Raw genomic sequence first — 18,137 nt, 5'->3', positions numbered from 1 at the left:
TGGAGACGGCCTGAAAACCTACCCCTGCATCCGGGCGAGCTGGTTGGCGAGCATGCGGGAGGCGTCCTCGGCCGGCATCGGCTGGCCATAGAGGAACCCTTGCGCGTATTCGCAGCCCATCTGCAGCAGCTCCAGCGCATCCGACTCCGTCTCCGCCCCTTCCGCAACCACATCCATGCCGAGGTCGTGGGCGAGCGTCACGATTGAGCGCAGGATCACGGGCCGGGCGCCGCCGTTGTGATTCTTGTGGTCGTTGCGCACGAAGGACTGATCGACCTTGATCGTGTCGAAGGGGAAACGCTGGAGGTAGCTCAGGGACGAGTAACCGGTGCCGAAATCGTCGAGCGACAGGCCGACCCCGAAGGAGCGCAGGCGCTCCAGCACCTTGGCGGAATATTCCGGGTTCTCCATCACAAGGGATTCAGTGATTTCCAGCTTCAGCGTGCCCGGGGTCAGCGCCGAACGCGACATCACCGCCTTCACGTCGTTGATCAGATCGTGCCGCAGGAGCTGGCGGGAGGAGACATTGACGGAGGTGAAGAGCCGGTAGTTGTCGTGGTTCTGCTGCTGCCAGAAGGCGAGCTGGCGGGCGGCGCGTTCCAGGACATAGATGCCGAGGTCGTTGATGAGGCCGGATTCCTCGGCCAGCGGAATGAACTCGTGCGGGCCGAGCCAGCCCTGCTTGGGGTGCTGCCAGCGCACCAGCGCCTCGAACCCCGAAATCGCGCGGTCGTTCAGGCGCACGATCGGCTGGTAGAGGATGCGCAATTCGCCGTTGGCGATGGCCGACTTCAGGTCATTTTCCAGAACCACCCGGTCGCCGGTCACGGTCTTCAGCGTCGGCCGATAGGCCTCGATGCGATCGCCACCCAACATCTTGGCCTGGTACATGGCGATTTCCGCATCGCGCAGGACATCGGCGGCCGTCGTGTTGGTCTCGTCGCCGATGGCGAGGCCGATGGACCCGGTCAGGTAGATCTCGTGCTCGCCGAAGGTGAGCGGCGCGCGCACGGTGCGGCGCAGCGCCTCGCCGAGACCGGCGATGCGGTCGGGCTGCTGTTCGGAGAGAAGCACGATGCCGAACTGGTCTCCGGCGAGCCGGCAGAGCGAATCCTGCTGCTTGATCTGACGGGCCAGCCGTCGCGCCATCGTCAGCAGGATCGAATCGCCGACCGATATGCCCTGATTGTCATTGACGTTCTTGAAGCCGTCGAGATCCAGAACGATCGCCGTCGGCCGACCCGCACCCTCCACCCGGTAGCGGGCCATGGCGGAATCGAACCGGTCGAGGAAGATCTGGCGGTTGGGCAGGCCGGTCAAATTGTCGATGACGGAATCGTGCAGCAGACGCTCCTCGAACGTCTTCTGCTCGGTGACGTCGTGCAGCGTGCCGACGCAGCGCACGACCTCACCGTCGGAGCCCAGAAGAGGCCGCGCACGCAGCAGAAACCAGCGGAAGTGGCCATCCTCCGAACGCAGCCGGAAAACCTGGGCGATGCGGCCGCGGCGCTGGTCGATGATCGCGTCGAGCGTGGCGCGGAAACGGTCGCGGTCCTGAGGATGGATGACATCGAGCCAGTCGCGGGCAGGCCCCTCCAGCGTGCCGGGCTTCAGGGCCAGCAACATCTCCAGGTCGTTGGCGGTGTGGATGCGGTCGCGGTCGACGTCCCAGTCCCAGACCATGTCGCCTGAACCGGTGAGCGCCAGAGCCCGGCGCTCCACGTCGCCGATGGAGCCTTGCACCAGCGCGCCGCCGGCAAAGGCATGCTGCATCACGGTAAAGCCGATCAGCAGCACGATCAGCACCATGCCGCCGTCAAGCGCCGGCTGAACCAGATCGTTGGAAAGACTGCCGGTCACCGCCAGCGCCGTTCCGCACAGCCAGGCCAGGAGCAGCACCCAGGTCGGGATCAGCATGATCGCCCTGTCGTAGCCCTGGAAGGCCAGCAGCAGAACGACGCCGAAGCCCAGAATGCCGATGACGCCGAGCGACAGCCGCGCAATACCGGCGGCGATGGCCGGATCCGCTATCGCGATGCCGAAGAGACCGAGCAGCAGCACCAGCGCGGCGATCGCCACGTGGCTGTAGTGAATGTGCCAGCGGTTGAGGTTGAGATACCCGTAAAGAAAGACGATCAGGCTCGCCGCCAGCAGCACCTCGCCACCGGCGCGATAGAGCTGCTCGCCGCCGGCCCCGATGCCGAAGACGCGATTCCAAAATCCGAAATCGACACACAGGTAGCCCAGCACGACCCAGGCGAGACCGGCTGTCGCGGGAAACATGATCGTTCCCTTGATCACCACGATGATGGTGAGAAACAGCGCCAGCAGGCCTGAAATGCCCAGCACGATACCCTTATAGAGGGTGTAGGCGTTGACGCTGTCCTTGTAGGCCTCCGGCTGCCAGAGATAGAGCTGCGGCACATTGGGGGTGCGCAACTCCGCAATGAAGGTGACCACGGCGCCGGGGTCGAGCGTGATGCGGAAGACGTCGGCCTCCGGGCTCGGAATGCGTTCCGGCACGATGCCCTGGCTGGGCGAGAGCGAGGCGACGCGCGACTGACCGAGGTCCGGCCAGATGATTCCGGAGCCGACGAGCCGGTAGAACGGCGACACCAGCAACCGGTCGATCTGTTCGTCGGAGGGATTGGAGAGCGCGAAGACGATCCAGTCCGTATTGGAACCGTCGCGCGAGGTCACCTCGATGCGCCGCACGATGCCGTCGGCGCCGGGCGCGGTGGAAACCTGAAGACTGGGCCCGTGGTTGACATATCGCTCCACGGAGCGCGTGAGGTCGATCGCATCGGCACTGGCCGGCACCGATATCGCTTCCACCGCATGCGCCGGCGTGCCCACACCGGCAAGACAGAACAGGAGAAGCGCGATCAGGGCCAGACACAGACGATGCACTGAGAACTCCTGTCGGGAAGCGGGCATGGCGGAAAGGAGTACCGACTTGCCGGGACCTTCACAAGTTATGTTTAACGCCCTCCCCAAACGCGACGGACTGGCCGTGCGGCCGGAACGGCGGCTCGGGGTCTTCCGCCAGACGCGCGAAGAGAAGATGATCGCGCCATTGCGCATCGATACGCAGATAGGCGCGGGCGTGGCCTTCATGGGTAAAGCCGGAGCGACGTAACAGGCCGATTGAGGCTTCATTGTGGGGCAGACACGCGGCTTCCACACGATGAAGACCGAGCCTTTGGAAAACGAAGGGCAAAACGCACGCCACCGCTTCGCTCATGTACCCCTTGCGGGCATGCGGCTGGCCGATCCAGTACCCGAGCGCGCAGGACTGGGTGACACCGCGCCGCACGTTCGACAAGGTCAGTCCACCGACGATCTGGCCGCTGTCGCGCAGGAACACGAAAAACGGATAGCCCGTGTCGTTGCGCACCTCGCGATGATAGCGGCGCAGACGACGACGGAAGGCCGCCCTAGTCAGGTCATCCACAGGCCACGTCGGTTCCCACGGCTTCAGGAAGGCATAGGATTGTTCGCGCAAGGACGCCCAGTCGCCGTAATCCGCCATGGTCGGCATGCGCAGAACAAGCCGCTCGCAACGCAAGATCGGGCTCGGTTCGCTGTAGCCGATCGAGCCCAGCAGAGCCATCGCCAGGTTCCTCCCCGTGTCCGATCAGAGCGCGCGGCCGACGCCGAGACCGGCGTAGCTGCCTTCGGACCCCGCATCGGACGCGGCGCCCGGGCCCGCGCCCAGCCGCACGGCGATCTCGTCGCGTTCCATCAGCTTCTTCACAGGACCGACCGCGGACAGGGTCGGCACGCGGCTGGCGAATGTCTCCGCCGCCACCCGGCGCACGTCCTCCGCCGTCACCGCGTCGATTCGCTGCACGATCTCCGCCGGATCCAGGCAGCGGCCGTAGACCATCATCTGCCGGGCGATCTGGCCCGCGCGGGCCACCGGGCTCTCCATAGCCATCATCAAAGAGGCGCGGATCTGGGCGCGCGCGCGCGCCACTTCGTCCTCCCCGATCCTCTCGCCCGCCCGGGCAAGTTCACCGAGCAGTACCGGCATGAGTTCTTCCAGATCGTCCTCGCCGGAAGCCGCATGGATGCCGAAGAGACCGGTATCGGTGAAGGCCCAGTGGAAGGCATAGACCGCATAGCAAAGGCCGCGGGTCTCGCGCACTTCCTGGAAGAGGCGGGAGGACATGCCGCCACCAAGCACTGCGGCGAGGATCTGGATCGCGTAGTAGTCGGGGTGCTTGTAGGGCTTGCCCTCAAAGCCGAGCAGAAGCTGCGCCTCCATCAGATCGCGCACGCGCCGGCTCTCGCCGCCCTGGTAGGTGGCGGAGGGAAAGCCCGCGCCGGGGCCTTCGGGAAACTGGCCGAAGCATTTGCGCGCCAGTTCCACGATCGCATCGTGATCGACCTTGCCCGCCGCCGAAAGCACCATGCCGCCGGCCCGGTAATGGGTATCGAGATACTCGCGGATGCTGTCCGGCGTAAACGAGCGCACGGTCTGCGGCGTGCCGAGGATCGTGCGGCCGATCGGCTGGCCGGGCCAGGCGGCCTCCTGCATCAGGTCGAAGGCCCAGTCTTCCGGCGAATCCTGTGCGCCGCCGATCTCCTGCAGGATCACGTGCTGCTCGCGCTTCAGTTCGAGCGGATCGAACACGGAGTTTCCGAGGATGTCGGCGAGCAGGTCGACGGCAAGCGGCACGTCATCGGCCAGGACGCGCACGTAATAGGCGGTGTTCTCCACGCTGGTGGAGGCATTGAGCTCGCCGCCGACAGCCTCGATCTCCTCGGCGATGGCACGGGCGGTGCGCCGACGCGTCCCCTTGAAGGCCATGTGCTCGAGAAGATGCGTCAGGCCGTGCTGGGCTTCGGTCTCGTTGCGCGATCCGACCCTCACCCAGACACCGAGAGCCGCCGTTTCCAGATGCGGCATGTGATCGGTGACGATCGTCAGGCCGTTTTCGAGATGGCTTATGCGGACATTCATGGTTCACGCCTCCGCGGTAACGGCGCGGGCGCGCGTCAGGATCAGATTTTCCACCGCAGAGATATCGTTTGGCACCACCTCAAACCGCTCCTCGCGTTCCATCAGGTCCGCCAGCCATTCGGGCAACGCGGGCGTCACGCCACAGGCCGCCTTCACCGCGTCCGGGAACTTGGCCGGGTGGGCCGTGGACAGCACGATCATTGGCGAGGATGACACGGCCTGCGCCTCGGCAACCGAAAGCCCCACGGCGGTGTGCGGATCGGCCAGATAGCCCGCCTCGCGCCAAGTGCGGGCGATGGTATCGGCAACAGCCGCCTCGTCGGCGCGGCCTGCCGAAAATGTCTTTCGGATTTCGGCCAGACTTTCCGGCGAAAGATTGAACGCGCCGGACTGCGAGAGCCCGTCCATCTGCCGCTTGATCAGCGCCGAATCCCGGTCCGCCGCGTCGAACAGCAACCGCTCGAAGTTCGAGGACACCTGGATATCCATCGAGGGCGAGGTGGTCGCGGTCACGCCGCGCGTCTCGTAGCGACCGGTTTCCAGCGTGCGCGCCAGGATATCGTTGACGTTCGTGGCAATCACCAGCTTCTCGATCGGTAGCCCCATACGGGCCGCGACGTAGCCGGCGAAGATATCGCCGAAATTGCCGGTGGGCACGGTGAAGGAGACGGGGCGATGCGGCGCGCCCAGCGCCACGCCGGCAACGAAATAGTAGACGACCTGTGCGACGATGCGGGCCCAGTTGATGGAGTTGACGCCGGCAAGGCCCACCTTGTCGCGGAAACTGAAGTGATTGAACATCCCCTTCAGCATCCCCTGGCAGTCGTCGAAATTGCCTTCCAGCGCCAGAGCGTGAACGTTCGCTTCGCGCGCCGTCGTCATCTGTCGGCGCTGCACGTCGGAGACGCGCCCGTCCGGGAACAGGATGAAGATGTCGGTACGCTCGCGGCCGCGGAAAGCCTCAATGGCCGCCCCGCCGGTATCGCCCGAAGTCGCGCCGACGATCGTCGCCCGCTGGTCGCGTTCGTTCAGCACATGGTCCATCAGCCGGCCGAGCAGCTGCATCGCCACATCCTTGAAGGCGAGTGTCGGCCCGTGGAACAGCTCCAGCACGAAGCGGTTCTCCGCCACCTGAACGAGCGGTGTGACGGCGGGATGGCGGAAGGCGGCATAGGTGTCGCGCAGCATGCCGGCCAGCACGCCGTCCGTCATGGCATCGCCGACAAACGGCCGAATCACCTCGTAGGCGACTTCGTGGTAAGGCTTGCCGGCAAGGGCGGCGATGGTCTTGCTGTCCAGTTGCGGCCATTCGGCCGGCACGTAGAGGCCGCCGTCGCGGGCAAGGCCGCTCAACAGGACGTCGGCAAATTCCAGTTCGGGCGCGTTGCCGCGCGTGCTGACATATTTCAAGCCGGTTTCCTTCCCTGACGCAGGTCCGATGCGGGGAGACCCATGTCCGGTCCAAATGTTCTTGGCCGCGCTGAGCGCGCGTCCTTTCATAGGCGAATTGCGCGCAGCCGGCGACCTACTCCTGCGCCGGCGCAGCGTCCACGCGTGCAAGCCGCGTTGCGCAGCCCCCTAGGGTGTGGCCCCATAAACGAGACGGGGCCACACCCTAGAACAGCCGGCAGCGTACGAAAACCGAATTCCTTTAAACAACGATTGCCGAGCCGCAAAACCACCCAACAAATCACGGTGGCGAGGGCTCAGGCGTGCCCCGCATCGCTGGAAAGCATGCCGGGGGCGATGCCGAGCCGGCCGAGCGCCTCCGCGTACTTGGCCTCCGGATTGCCGCCGAAGATGAGCGCCTCGTCCGCCGGACAGGTCAACCAGCCGTTCGCCTGGATCTCGCTTTCAAGCTGCCCGGCCCCCCAGCCGGCATAACCCAGCGCCAACAGCGCGTTTTCCGGGCCGCTGCCATCGGCAATCGCCTTGAGGATCTCCAGCGTCGCCGTCAGGCAGATGCCATTCTCGATCGCCAGGGTAGAATTCTGGACGAAGTAATCGGCTGAATGCAGGACGAAACCGCGGCCCGTCTCCACGGGCCCTCCGCGGTGCACCGGCATCGTCTCCACCGCTTCCGGCAGGCGGATGGGATCCTCCTCGCCGATGATGCCAAGCTGCGTCAGCAATTCCGGAAACGACAGATTGCCGACGATCTTGTTGAGGATCAGCCCCATGGCGCCTTCGGCAGAATGGGCGCACAGATAGATCACCGTACGCTCGAACCGGTCGTCCATCATTCCCGGCATCGCGATCAGGATCTGTCCGTCCAGATAGGTGGTCGCAGCCTCAAACGTTCCGGTCTCCAACGTCATCTATAGCCTACCTCATTCGCCCGCGGTCCCGTTCGGCTCGAAGGATTAAGTCTAGCCGCTGCCGCGCGATTTGTTAACGCCGGAGCCCGCACCGGCGTTTCCTGCCCGTCACGCGAATATGAGATAGGAAGAAGCCCTTGTGCCTTTAAGGGGGCGATCTCTTCCTTTAGGCTCACGCGCCGAAACGGAGAGACCGCCCCATGACAATGCCCCCGGATCCCTGCCGGAATTCGCAAGCGCCAGAGAATGCCGGGCCCGCTCTTGCGTGGATTGCAAGGGGCGTTGCCGCCATCTTCATCTGCATGGCTCTGGGCACTCCCGTGCACGCCGGCACCTCCCCCTGGTTCGAGGCGACCGGCGGCGCGGTGCGGCTCATTTCCGCCGGGGGCGCGGCCGCCGCGGACGGCACCTACCGGGCGGCACTGGAAATCCGCACCGAGCCCGGCTGGAAGACCTACTGGCGCTATCCGGGCGACAGCGGCATCGGCACCTCCGCCGATTTCTCAGGCTCGCAGAACATCGCCTCCGCCGCCCTCGCCTTTCCCGCGCCGGAGCGGCACGAGGATCCCTATTCGACCACCATCGGCTACGAGGGCGGCGCGGTGCTGCCGATCGTCGTAAAGCCCGCCTCCGCCGGCGGCGACGCGACACTTGTCACCGACGTCAGTCTCGGCCTGTGCAGGGAGGTCTGCGTCCCCGTTTCCACCCGTCTGGAAATTCCGCTCGGCCCCGACACCGCGCGGGACACGACGAACGATAAGGCCATTGCGGCCGCCCTTGCGAAGGTTCCCGAACCGGCCAGCCCGGGCGATCCGCTTTCGGTGACCGGGGTAGAGATCGAGAGCGGCACCCCGGCAATCTTCCGCTTCACAGCGCATCTTGCCGCGCCCGATTCCCCGACCGATCTCTTCGTCGAGGGACCTGAGGGCTCCTATCTGAGCGTGCCCGCGCTCGCCTCAAGGGACGGTGCGACGGCCGTTTTCACGCTATCCAGCGAGGGGCTCGTGCATGAGGGCGGCACGGCCACCCTTCGGCTCACGCTGGTCAACGGTGCGAAAGCCGTCGAACAGCGCTGGACCCTCAATACTTCTGCCATGGACTGAACCACCTCGACGGCACCAATCTTCGCGCTATGTCCCTCGCGGACGGCGTGCGGAAAGCGGCGCCTTTCACTTCAGGGAGACACTGACATGACAATCAAGATCGGCGACCGCCTGCCCGAAACCAGCTTCAAGATCATGACCGCGGACGGGCCGGGCCAGACCAGCACGGGCGATGTTTTCGGCGGCAAGAAGGTCGTCCTCTTCGCGGTGCCGGGCGCCTTCACGCCGACCTGTCACAACAACCACCTGCCGGGTTTTCTGGAAAATCTTGACGTGCTGAAGAGCAAGGGTGTGGACACGGTGGCGGTGACGTCGGTCAACGATGTCTTCGTGATGGATGCCTGGGCGAAGGCGACGGGCGCGGACGGCAAGATCGTCTTTCTCGCCGACGGAAGCGCCGATTTCGCCAAGGCGATAGGGCTTGAGCTCGACGCGTCGGCCGGCGGGCTTGGCATCCGTTCGCAGCGCTATTCCATGATCGTGGAAGACGGCAAGGTCACCGCGCTCAATGTGGAAGGCTCGCCCGGCGAAGCCTCTGTGTCGGGTGCGGTCGGGATCATCAACCAGCTCTGAACAAAGCCTGTGGCAGGCGGTGGCCGATCCGCCGCCTGCCGATCCATCAAGTCCGCCCGGCCAGACCGCCCGGCCAGATCGCCCAACCTGTCAATCCGGTCGCCGGAGGCGGCCGACGGCGAAGACGATGAAGACGCCGAGCCCGGCCGCCGCAAGGCCATACCAGGTCAGGGCGTAGCCCAGATGCGGGTTGTTGAAGGTGACGGTCGTCTCGCCCGGCTGCGGCAGACCGCTTTCCGGCATCATCGATGCGTTGAGATCGATGGTGTAGGGCGCCACCTCATCGGAGGGAATGTCTGCGCCTTCGGCCAATTCCGCCGGATCGCGGCGGTACCAGATGTTCTTTTGCGGGTCGGCCTCGAGCGAAGTGCCGTCCGTTTCCGCGTGGCGGATCGTGCCCTCGAGGGTGACGACGCCTGCCGGCGCGCCGCTGCCCGGCCGCGCATCCAGGGCCTTCAGGTCCTGGGGCACGAAACCGCGATTGACGAAGACGATCCAGCCGCCGGTCGTCTGAAACGGTGTCATCACCCAGTAGCCCGGCCCGCCGTAGCGCCCCCTGGGACTGCCCAGCGCGGTAAAGACATAGAGATCGCCGGGAAGGTAGGTGCCCGTGAGTCGGACCTGCCGGTAATCGATATCGTCCGCCTTGAGGCCGGGCCAGTCCTGCGGACCGGGCGGCGGTGCGGGATCGGCGGCAAGCCGGCTTTCCACGCGGTCAATCAGGGCGAGCTTCCTGGAAAGCCGGCGCATCTGCCAGTTGCCGAGCGATATCAGCACCGCCAGAACGACCAGCAGCAGGACACCCGGCACGATGAGCGACCGTGCCGCCCCGCGCCGTGACACGTTATTCGCCAAGGCGGCCCTCCCGGGCGCTCTGCTTGTACTGCTGGGCGATCATCAGGCCTTTCAGCGGCCGCAGCATACCGATGGAAAGCCCGAGGGTGAGCGGTGTCCACAGGACAAGATGCAGCCAGATCGGCGGCGTGAAGGTCACCTCCACCGCGAGCGCCGCACCGACGACCAGAAAGCCGACGATCAGGATGATGAAGACGGCAGGGCCATCACCCGAGTCGATAAATTCGAAATCGAGCCCGCACACTTCGCACTGCTTCGCCGTGTTGAGAAAGCCGTCAAAGAGCCGCCCCTGCCCGCAGCGCGGGCAGCGGCCGCGCAGGCCCGTCTGCGTCGCGGGAAGCGGCGGATAGCGCAGGTGCGGGGGTTTGCTCATCGTTGTTCCTTCTCAGCAACCGACACGCGCCGTCAGGGCAGGATGCGAACGGTGGTCCCGTCCGCGACGAGCGACCAGATCTCCTCGATCTCTGCATTCGTCACCGCGATGCAGCCGTCGGTCCAATCAAGGGCCGTATGCATCGAGCCGATCCACCCATACCTTCGGGGAAGGCCGTGGATCATGATCATCCCGCCGGGATCCTCTCCCCTGCTACGGGCGTCGGCCTTGTCGGCCACATCGGGATAGGAAACATGCAGCGAGAGATGAAAGGCGCTTTTCGGATTTCGCCAGTCGATCACATAGGTGCCTTCCGGCGTGCGCTCGTCGCCCTCGCGCTGCTTGTGACCGACAGGATTACCGCCGAGTGCCACCGTGTAACGTCGCACCTCGCTGCCATCAGCGGCAAGGAGCCTCATCTCCCGCTCTCTCTTGCGGATCTCGATCCGGGCCACGTCTGCCGCGACCGCGGCGGTCGATGCCGCCGCGGCCACGAAAAGAGCGAGAAGTAGAGCGAGCCGGCGCACGAGAGCGCTAGTGCGCCGGCGTACCGGCGCCCCAGACGTAGATGCACACGAACAGGAACAGCCACACCACATCGACGAAGTGCCAGTACCAGGCCGCCGCCTCGAAACCGAAATGCTGCTTCGGCGTGAAGTCGCCGGCGACTGCGCGCGCCAGACACACGGCCAGGAAGATCGTGCCGATGATGACGTGGAAGCCGTGGAAGCCCGTCGCCATGAAGAAGGTGGCGCCATAGATGTTGCCGGAGAAATCGAAGGCTGCGTGGCCGTACTCGTAGGCCTGGCAGAGCGTGAAGATGAAGCCGAGAGCCACGGTCAGCGTCAGACCCCACTTCAGGCCCTGGCGGTCGTCGTGCAGCAGGGCGTGGTGGGCCCAGGTGACCGTCGTGCCGGAGGTGAGCAGGATCAGCGTGTTGAGGAGTGGCAGGTGCCAGGGATCGAAGGTGGCGATGCCTTCCGGCGGCCATTGCCCGCCGGTCGCCTCCACCCGGGCGAACTGGATCGCCTCGTGCGGGAAAAGTGCGGCATCGAAATAGGCCCAGAACCACGCCACGAAGAACATCACCTCCGAGGCGATGAACATGATCATGCCGTAGCGCAGGTGCAGCGAGACGACCCGGGTGTGGTGGCCCTGATGGCCTTCGCGGATCGTGTCGCGCCACCAGCCGAACATCGTGTAGAGGATGATCAGCAGCCCGACGGCGAACACGCCCCAGCCGGAAAGATTGAGCCCGAGAACATGGAACTCCTCGCCCATGTTCCACTTCATCAGGCCGATCGCGCCGAGCGCCATGACCAGCGCACCGACGGCGCCGAGGAACGGCCAGGGGCTGGGTTCGACGAGATGATAATCGTGCTTCTTGCTATGGGCCTCGGCCATGTTCTCTCCCCCGGGTTAACCCACGTAAATGCCTGCGGAAACCTGCCCCGCGCTGTCAGAGTTTTCCTAAATTCTCAGGTCCCGCCGCAGCAGCGACGGGTGGTTCCGGCGTCTTTGCCGGAAAAAACGTGTAGGAAAGCGTGATCGTGTCGATGTGAGCGAGGTTCGGATCCTCGTCCATCGCCGGATCGACGAAGAAGACGACCGGCATGTCCCGCTCCTCGCCGGCGGCGAGGTCCTGCTCGGTGAAGCAGAAGCAGTCGAGCTTGTTGAAATAGGCGCCCGCCTCGAACGGCGTGACGTTGAAGGTCGCCGTTCCCGCGGTCGCGCCCGCGCCATCGTTGATGACGTGATAGAGCTCGGTCGCGACTTCGCCGAGACGCAGCTCCACCTGCCGTTTCACCGGCTTGAAGGACCAGGGCAGGGTCGTGGCAACGTTGCCGTCGAAGCGCACCTTGATGTGGCGATCGATGGGCTGGAGCGGCGCGGCCTCGGCCCGCTGGGTCGTCCCGCCATAACCGGTGACCGCACAGAAGATCTGGTAAAGCGGCACGGCCGCATAGGCCGCGCCCACCATGCAGCCGACGAAGGCCGCGCAGGCAAGCGCCAGAGTGCGGTTGCGGCGACCGGCTCCCCGCTCGTCTGCGCCCTGGCGTTCGCGCCGCTCCCCGGCGCCCGCCTCTTCGTTCCTCCCGGGCATCCGTCCCTCAGCCTCCCACGCTTTCGAGATTGACGCTCATCTTGGCGATCGTCACCGCGTAGAACAGCACCACCAGAGCGGCGAGGACCACGGCGATGGCGATCGATCGCGATCGTCTTCGCTTCTTCTGTTCCGGTGTCAGCTCGATACCTTCGTTCATCGCATCAGCCCCCAAACCCGAGCGCCAGGGCTAGGCCTTTGCCCAATCCCGGCATGGCCAGCGTCACGAGCCGCTCGACGAACAGAAGGGCGAAGAGAGCGAACAGATAGAAGATGGAAAACAGGAAGAGACGAACCGCGGCGCGGGTTGCGAGCGGCCCCTCCCGGCGGCGCCACACATCGACCGCCAGCCAGACGAAGACCAGGCCCAGCGCGGCTGCGGCGACACCGTAGACCGGGCCGGCAAGGCCGATCAGCGTCGGCGTCAGACCGATCGGCGCCAGCAGCAGCGAATAGATGAGGATGTGGTTGCGGGTCGAGCGCGGTCCGCGCACCACCGGCAGCATCGGCACGCCGGCCGCCTCGTAATCCGACGACTTGAAGAGCGCCAGCGCCCAGAAGTGCGGCGGCGTCCACATGAAGATGATCAGGAACAGCACAATGCTCTCAAGGCTCACCGAACCTGTCACCGCCGCCCAGCCGATGACCGGCGGCAGCGCGCCGGCCGCGCCACCTATGACAATGTTCTGAGGCGTGGAACGCTTCAGCCACATCGTGTAGACGACGACATAGAAGAAGATGGTGAAGGCGAGCAGCCCGGCCGCGAGCAGGTTGACCGCAAGCCCGATCATCAGCACCGAGCCGCAGGCGAGCGTCAGTCCGAAGGCGAGCGCCTCCTCGGCCGTTACCCGGCCGGCCGGCACGGGCCTGCTGGCGGTGCGCGACATCACGAGGTCGATATCGGCGTCGTACCACATGTTGAGCGCACCGGAAGCGCCTGCGCCGATGGCGATGCACAAGAGCGCGGTTCCGGCGAGGACCGGATGAAGCCCGCCCGGTGCCAGAACGATACCGACGAGGGCGGTAAAGATCACCAGCGACATCACACGCGGCTTCAGGAGGGCGAAGTAGTCGCCAACCGATCCGGTACCGCCGTCCCAGCCGGCGGCTGTTGTGCTGTCGTGACGCTCGACCAGCGACATGCGCGAATTCCTGTCTTTTTCGGCCTTGACGGCTCTTTGATTTGGCGCGGCGGCGTCGGACCGGGTCCGGCGCCGCCGCGTTACTCAACCGGCTGCCTCGCGTCCTACTTGATGCGCGGCAGCGTCTCGAACTGATGGAAGGGCGGCGGCGAGGACAGGGTCCACTCCAGCGTCGTCGCGCCTTCGCCCCACGGATTGTCGCCAGCCACCCGCTTCCTCGCAAACGCCTCCACGACCCCCGCCAGGAAGATCAGAACCCCCACCGCCGAAATATAGGAGCCGACCGAAGAGATCCAGTTCCAGTGCGCGAACGCGTCCGGATAATCGATGTAGCGGCGCGGCATGCCGTTCACACCCAGGAAGTGCTGGGGGAAGAAGATCAGGTTCACGCCGATGAAGGTCACCCAGAAATGGGTCTTGGCGATCGCCTCGTTGTACATGTAGCCGAACATCTTCGGGAACCAGTAGTACCAGCCGCCGAAGATGGCGAAGACCGCGCCCAGCGACAGCACGTAGTGGAAGTGGGCCACCACGAAATAGGTGTCGTGCAGCGACCGGTCGAGACCGGCATTGGCGAGCTGGACGCCCGTCACGCCGCCGATGGTGAACAGGAAGATGAAGCCCAGCGCCCACAGCATTGGCGTGCGGAAACTGATCGACCCGCCCCACATGGTGGCGATCCAGGAAAAGATCTTCACGCCCGTCGGCACCGCGATGACCATAGTGGCGAAGACGAAATAGGCCTGCGTGTCGACGTCCAGGCCGACGGTGTACATGTGGTGCGCCCACACGATGAAGCCGACGACACCGATGGCGACCATGGCATAGGCCATGCCGAGATAGCCGAAGATCGGCTTTCTGGAGAAGGTCGAGACGATGTGCGAAACGATGCCGAAGGCCGGGAGGATCAGGATGTAGACCTCCGGGTGGCCGAAGAACCAGAACAGGTGCTGGAACAGGATCGGATCACCGCCACCGGCCGGCGCAAAGAAGGTCGTGCCGAAGTTGCGGTCGGTCAGCAGCATGGTGATGCCGCCGGCAAGCACGGGCAGCGACAGAAGCAACAGGAAGGCCGTCACCAGCACCGACCAGGCAAACAGCGGCATCTTGTGCAGCGTCATGCCCGGCGCGCGCATGTTGAAGATCGTGGTGATGAAGTTGATCGCACCCAGAATCGACGAGGCACCGGCGATGTGCAGAGACAGGATCGCCATGTCCATGGCAGGCCCCGGCTGGCCGGAGGTGGAGAGCGGCGGATAGATCGTCCAGCCACCGCCAACGCCGTAGGCGCCGGGAGCCGAGGGCGCGAACATCGACAGCAGCAGCAGGATAAAGGCCGGCGGCAGCAGCCAGAAGGAGATGTTGTTCATGCGCGGGAACGCCATGTCCGGCGCGCCGATCATGATCGGCACGAACCAGTTGGCGAAGCCGCCGATCAGCGCCGGCATGACCATGAAGAAGATCATGATCAGGCCGTGCGCCGTGGTGAAGGCGTTGTACATGGACTTGCCGACATCCGTCGCAGCTGCCCCTTCCGCCCCGTAGACCATCGCAGCCAGACCGTGGAAGATCTGGATGCCCGGCTCCTGCAGCTCCCAGCGCATCATCACCGAGAGGAATCCGCCGATGACCCCCGCCGTGATGGCGAAGATCAGGTACATCGTGCCGATGTCCTTGTGGTTCGTCGAATAGACGTAACGCCGCCATCCATGCGGATGGTCATGCACTGCATGGGCCTCGGAAGCCGCCATCTTGTCTTTCTCCCCTAAGTCCTGATCGTTCCGGCTGCTGCCGCCCGCTCCAGCGCGCCCGCCGGCATCCTGTTCGTTGCGGCCCGCCCCCTGTCGAAGCATCGCTTCGGCCCCGGGAGGACGCGCCGGTTTTCCTGTCTGTCAGATCGGCGGGCATCGTGCGGGTTCTTCCCCGGCACGATGCCGCGCGATGCACGGCGCCGCTCAGCGTGCCGCCATCTCCAGCTTGTCCGTGTCCCGTTCGGCCACGGGCCGGGTCTTGGCGATCATGCCGGCCAGCAGCTGGTTCGCCGCATCCACGTCGTCTTTGGCCGCCTCGGCCCAGGCAGCAAACTGCTCTTCGGTCACGACACGAATGACGATCGGCATGAAGGCATGGTCCTTGCCGCACAATTCGGAGCACTGGCCGTAGTAGACGCCGGGCGCCTCGGCCTTGAACCAGGTCTCGTTCAGCCGACCCGGAATGGCATCGACCTTGATCCCGAACGCGGGCATCGCGAAGGAATGGATCACGTCGGTGGAGGTGACCTGAACCCGCACGATCTTGCCGGCCGGAACCACGACGTCGTAGTCGGCGGCGAGCAGGCGCGGCAGCGAAGCCTCGCTGGCGCCAGCAGCGATGCGCTCGGCCCGCTCGTCGTCGCTCAGCATGTAGGCGTCGAACGAGATGCCCGCATAGGCATCGTCGGTGTACTCATACCCCCAGGCCCACTGATACCCGGTCGCCTTGACCGTCAGGTCCGCCGGCGGAATCACGAGTTCCTTGTAGAGCAGACGGAAGGACGGGATCGCGATCGCCACCAGAATCAGGATCGGCAAGACGGTCCACAGAACTTCGATCAAGGTGTTGTGAGAGGTTCGGGACGGCGTCGGATTGGCCCGCGCGTTGAAGCGGAACATGACGACCGCCAGCAGGATCGTCACCAGCCCGACGATCGGCACCACGATCCACATGGTGAAATCCGAAAAGGCATGGATATCTCGCATGACGTCGGTTGCGGCCGGCTGAAGGTTGATGGCCCACGGCTCGGGCTCTGCTGCCAGCGCCGCCGACGCGGTTCCCGCAAGCGCGGCTGCTACCGCACCGCCGAACCGCGCCCCCTCCCAGATACGCTTAAGCGGGTTAATCACCTTGATGCGCTCCCTCTCCATCTCGGTGCCTATTCCAGGCCTCCGCCCCCTCGGGCGACCGTTATCTATCCGAATTCTATTCGCTGCCAGACGTTACTCTACGGCGACCTCCACAACAATTCGCACATGGCACCGGTTCGGCTTGCTAATGACCGGATACTAGGCACAAACAGTGCAGGAGCCATAGGCACTTGGCGCTAGCGGCGTCCATTTGCCGCACCTCTAGCATATTGTCGCAGGGGCCCCAAGTGGACAAACGGATGGTATCGCCGATGAAGCGCACCTTCCTCTGCGCGACGAACCAGACGTTCCTTGCCGGCCTCCAGATTGCAAAAGCCTCGCGAAAACCCCGGAAAGCCTGAAGCACATGCGGCGTTCCGGCTCGCGCACGGCCTCATTTCCGCCATCGCGGCGCGTCAGCAGGTGTGGGGACTGGAACGGGACAGGCATCTCGGGCAATGTCGCACCAGATCAGGCGTTTGCGGCGGCGGTGATTCGCAGCCGTTTGACGAACCTCAATGACTGACATCCGATTCGGAGGCTGACGTGTTCGATTTGTCCATGCGCATGGCCAGGGCGGGGATCGCCTGCCTTCTCGTCGCGAGCGCGATGATCGAGGGATTCACCGCCCCGGCGATGGCGCAGGGCGCGGTCAAGGAAGTGCACGGCGACTGGCAGATCCGTTGCGACACGCCTCCCGGTGCCAAGTCCGAACAGTGCGCGCTCATCCAGAACGTCACCGCCGAGGATCGCGAGAATGTCGGCCTGTCGGTGATCGTGCTGAAGACGGCGGACAAGGAAGCCAAGATCCTGCGGGTTCTGGCGCCTCTCGGCGTGCTGCTGCCCTTCGGCCTGGGCCTCAAGGTCGACGGCGAGGATATCGGACGCGCCGGCTTCGTGCGCTGCCTGCCCAACGGCTGCATCGCCGAGGTCATCCTGCAGGACCAGCTGCTGGACAAGATGCGCACCGGCAAGCTCGCCACCTTCATCATCTTCCAGACCCCGGAAGAAGGCATCGGCATTCCGATCTCGCTCAACGGCTTCACACAAGGCTATGATGCGCTGAAATAGTGCCGGCGACACTGTTTCAAGGCGTTGCGGCGATTGCGACGGAGACACCGAGGGATTACCTTTTCCGACACGGCTCCAGACGGGGCCGCGCCCTCCTGATGCGCTTGCCCGGGACTTCGACCACATGAACGTCCAGCTCTATATCGCCTTTCTTGCCGTAGCAGGCGTCATTGCCCTCATTCCGGGGCCAAACGTCACGCTGATCGTCACAACATCGGCACACCACGGAGCCCGCGCCGGGTTGCTGACCGTAGCGGGAACCACCACCGCCCAGGCCGCGCAGCTCGTTCTGGTGGCAAGCGGACTTGCCTGGCTTGTGTCGGCCTATACCCTTGCGTTCGACATCCTGCGCTTTGCCGGCGCCGCCTATCTCGCCTGGCTCGGCCTCCAGGCGTGGCGCCACGCGGGCGATCCCGTCATAGAGGTCGCACCCGGGCGACGGGACCTGCGCCGCGGTTTCCTCGTGGGGCTCGCCAACCCGAAGACCGTCGCCTTCTTCGCCGCGCTGCTGCCGCAGTTCATCGACGCCTCATTGCCGGCCGGCCCTCAATTCGCGGGGCTTGCCGTGACCTACCTGGTCATGGTCACGTCGGTCGACTGCCTCTACGCCTTTGCCGGAGGCGCCGGACGCAAACTGTTCGCCCGTCCACGCGCCCGCCTCTGGCTGGGGCGCACGACCGGCACCATATTGATGGCAGGCGCAGCCTGGCTCGCCGGCATGAGACGAGCGTGAACGCCTTGCGATCC

General features: G+C 65.0%; 18 protein-coding genes. 4 read left to right on the top strand and 14 right to left on the bottom strand.

What is annotated here, in order from left to right; all coding sequences use genetic code 11:
• Positions 1-18: 18 nt before the first annotated feature.
• The 5 genes from V2L18_RS14855 to V2L18_RS14835 all read right to left on the bottom strand — a co-directional run bounded on the left by V2L18_RS14855 (position 19) and on the right by V2L18_RS14835 (position 7,287).
• The gene (locus V2L18_RS14855) at positions 19-2,910 is read right to left on the bottom strand and encodes an EAL domain-containing protein (RefSeq protein WP_336179041.1); all 2,892 of its coding nucleotides are present in this window, start codon (positions 2,908-2,910) and stop codon (positions 19-21) included.
• Between the two features lie 58 nt (positions 2,911-2,968).
• On the bottom strand, positions 2,969-3,613 hold the full coding sequence (locus tag V2L18_RS14850) for a GNAT family protein (protein WP_336179039.1): 645 nt from the start codon (positions 3,611-3,613) through the stop codon (positions 2,969-2,971).
• Between the two features lie 24 nt (positions 3,614-3,637).
• Positions 3,638-4,969, bottom strand: coding sequence for a pitrilysin family protein (locus V2L18_RS14845; protein WP_336179038.1), 1,332 nt, complete (start codon positions 4,967-4,969; stop codon positions 3,638-3,640).
• Positions 4,970-4,972: 3 nt separating this feature from the next.
• A complete protein-coding gene (gene thrC, locus V2L18_RS14840) occupies positions 4,973-6,379 on the bottom strand; it encodes a threonine synthase (protein WP_336179037.1) in 1,407 nt (468 codons plus the stop codon).
• A 296-nt stretch (positions 6,380-6,675) separates the two neighbouring features.
• The gene (locus tag V2L18_RS14835; RefSeq protein ID WP_336179036.1) at positions 6,676-7,287 is read right to left on the bottom strand and encodes a YqgE/AlgH family protein; all 612 of its coding nucleotides are present in this window, start codon (positions 7,285-7,287) and stop codon (positions 6,676-6,678) included.
• A gap of 200 nt (positions 7,288-7,487) precedes the next feature.
• On the opposite strand from V2L18_RS14835, the gene V2L18_RS14830 reads away from it, so the two are divergent.
• Both V2L18_RS14830 and V2L18_RS14825 read left to right on the top strand, forming a co-directional pair.
• Complete coding sequence (locus V2L18_RS14830) at positions 7,488-8,390, top strand: protein-disulfide reductase DsbD domain-containing protein (RefSeq protein WP_336179035.1); 903 nt, start codon at positions 7,488-7,490, stop codon at positions 8,388-8,390.
• A gap of 87 nt (positions 8,391-8,477) precedes the next feature.
• Positions 8,478-8,963 carry a peroxiredoxin gene (locus tag V2L18_RS14825; protein ID WP_336179034.1) on the top strand — a complete coding sequence of 162 codons (486 nt, stop codon included), beginning with the start codon at positions 8,478-8,480 and terminating at the stop codon, positions 8,961-8,963.
• A gap of 90 nt (positions 8,964-9,053) precedes the next feature.
• Here V2L18_RS14825 and V2L18_RS14820 read toward each other — a convergent pair whose 3' ends face one another.
• From V2L18_RS14820 to coxB, 9 genes are all read right to left on the bottom strand, one after another.
• Positions 9,054-9,818: an SURF1 family cytochrome oxidase biogenesis protein gene (locus tag V2L18_RS14820; protein WP_336179033.1), complete on the bottom strand. Its 765-nt coding sequence runs from the start codon at positions 9,816-9,818 to the stop codon at positions 9,054-9,056.
• On the bottom strand, positions 9,808-10,191 hold the full coding sequence (locus V2L18_RS14815) for a DUF983 domain-containing protein (protein ID WP_336179032.1): 384 nt from the start codon (positions 10,189-10,191) through the stop codon (positions 9,808-9,810). Before V2L18_RS14815 ends, V2L18_RS14820 begins: the two co-directional genes overlap by 11 nt.
• Before the next feature lie 32 nt (positions 10,192-10,223).
• Complete coding sequence (locus tag V2L18_RS14810; protein ID WP_336179031.1) at positions 10,224-10,685, bottom strand: L,D-transpeptidase family protein; 462 nt, start codon at positions 10,683-10,685, stop codon at positions 10,224-10,226.
• Between the two features lie 40 nt (positions 10,686-10,725).
• Entirely contained in the window at positions 10,726-11,595 is an 870-nt protein-coding gene (locus V2L18_RS14805) for a cytochrome c oxidase subunit 3 (protein WP_336179030.1), read from the bottom strand.
• Positions 11,596-11,650: 55 nt separating this feature from the next.
• On the bottom strand, positions 11,651-12,295 hold the full coding sequence (locus tag V2L18_RS14800; RefSeq protein ID WP_336179029.1) for a cytochrome c oxidase assembly protein: 645 nt from the start codon (positions 12,293-12,295) through the stop codon (positions 11,651-11,653).
• A gap of 7 nt (positions 12,296-12,302) precedes the next feature.
• On the bottom strand, positions 12,303-12,455 hold the full coding sequence (locus tag V2L18_RS14795) for a hypothetical protein (RefSeq protein WP_336179028.1): 153 nt from the start codon (positions 12,453-12,455) through the stop codon (positions 12,303-12,305).
• Positions 12,456-12,459: 4 nt separating this feature from the next.
• A complete protein-coding gene (locus tag V2L18_RS14790; RefSeq protein WP_336179027.1) occupies positions 12,460-13,437 on the bottom strand; it encodes a heme o synthase in 978 nt (325 codons plus the stop codon).
• Positions 13,438-13,541: 104 nt separating this feature from the next.
• Complete coding sequence (ctaD, locus tag V2L18_RS14785) at positions 13,542-15,188, bottom strand: cytochrome c oxidase subunit I (RefSeq protein WP_336179026.1); 1,647 nt, start codon at positions 15,186-15,188, stop codon at positions 13,542-13,544.
• A gap of 204 nt (positions 15,189-15,392) precedes the next feature.
• Positions 15,393-16,319, bottom strand: coding sequence for a cytochrome c oxidase subunit II (gene coxB / locus V2L18_RS14780; protein ID WP_336179025.1), 927 nt, complete (start codon positions 16,317-16,319; stop codon positions 15,393-15,395).
• 561 nt (positions 16,320-16,880) lie between these two features.
• Between coxB and V2L18_RS14775 the strand changes: the two genes are divergently transcribed.
• Positions 16,881-17,390 carry an invasion associated locus B family protein gene (locus V2L18_RS14775; protein WP_336179139.1) on the top strand — a complete coding sequence of 170 codons (510 nt, stop codon included), beginning with the start codon at positions 16,881-16,883 and terminating at the stop codon, positions 17,388-17,390.
• Between the two features lie 124 nt (positions 17,391-17,514).
• Positions 17,515-18,123 carry a LysE family translocator gene (locus V2L18_RS14770; protein ID WP_336179024.1) on the top strand — a complete coding sequence of 203 codons (609 nt, stop codon included), beginning with the start codon at positions 17,515-17,517 and terminating at the stop codon, positions 18,121-18,123.
• Positions 18,124-18,137: the final 14 nt, after the last annotated feature.

This window comes from Breoghania sp. JC706 (assembly GCF_037026715.1).
Classification (GTDB): domain Bacteria; phylum Pseudomonadota; class Alphaproteobacteria; order Rhizobiales; family Stappiaceae; genus Breoghania.
Note: the sequence above shows the minus strand (reverse complement) of the source record. Positions and strands in the feature narration are given on the sequence as shown.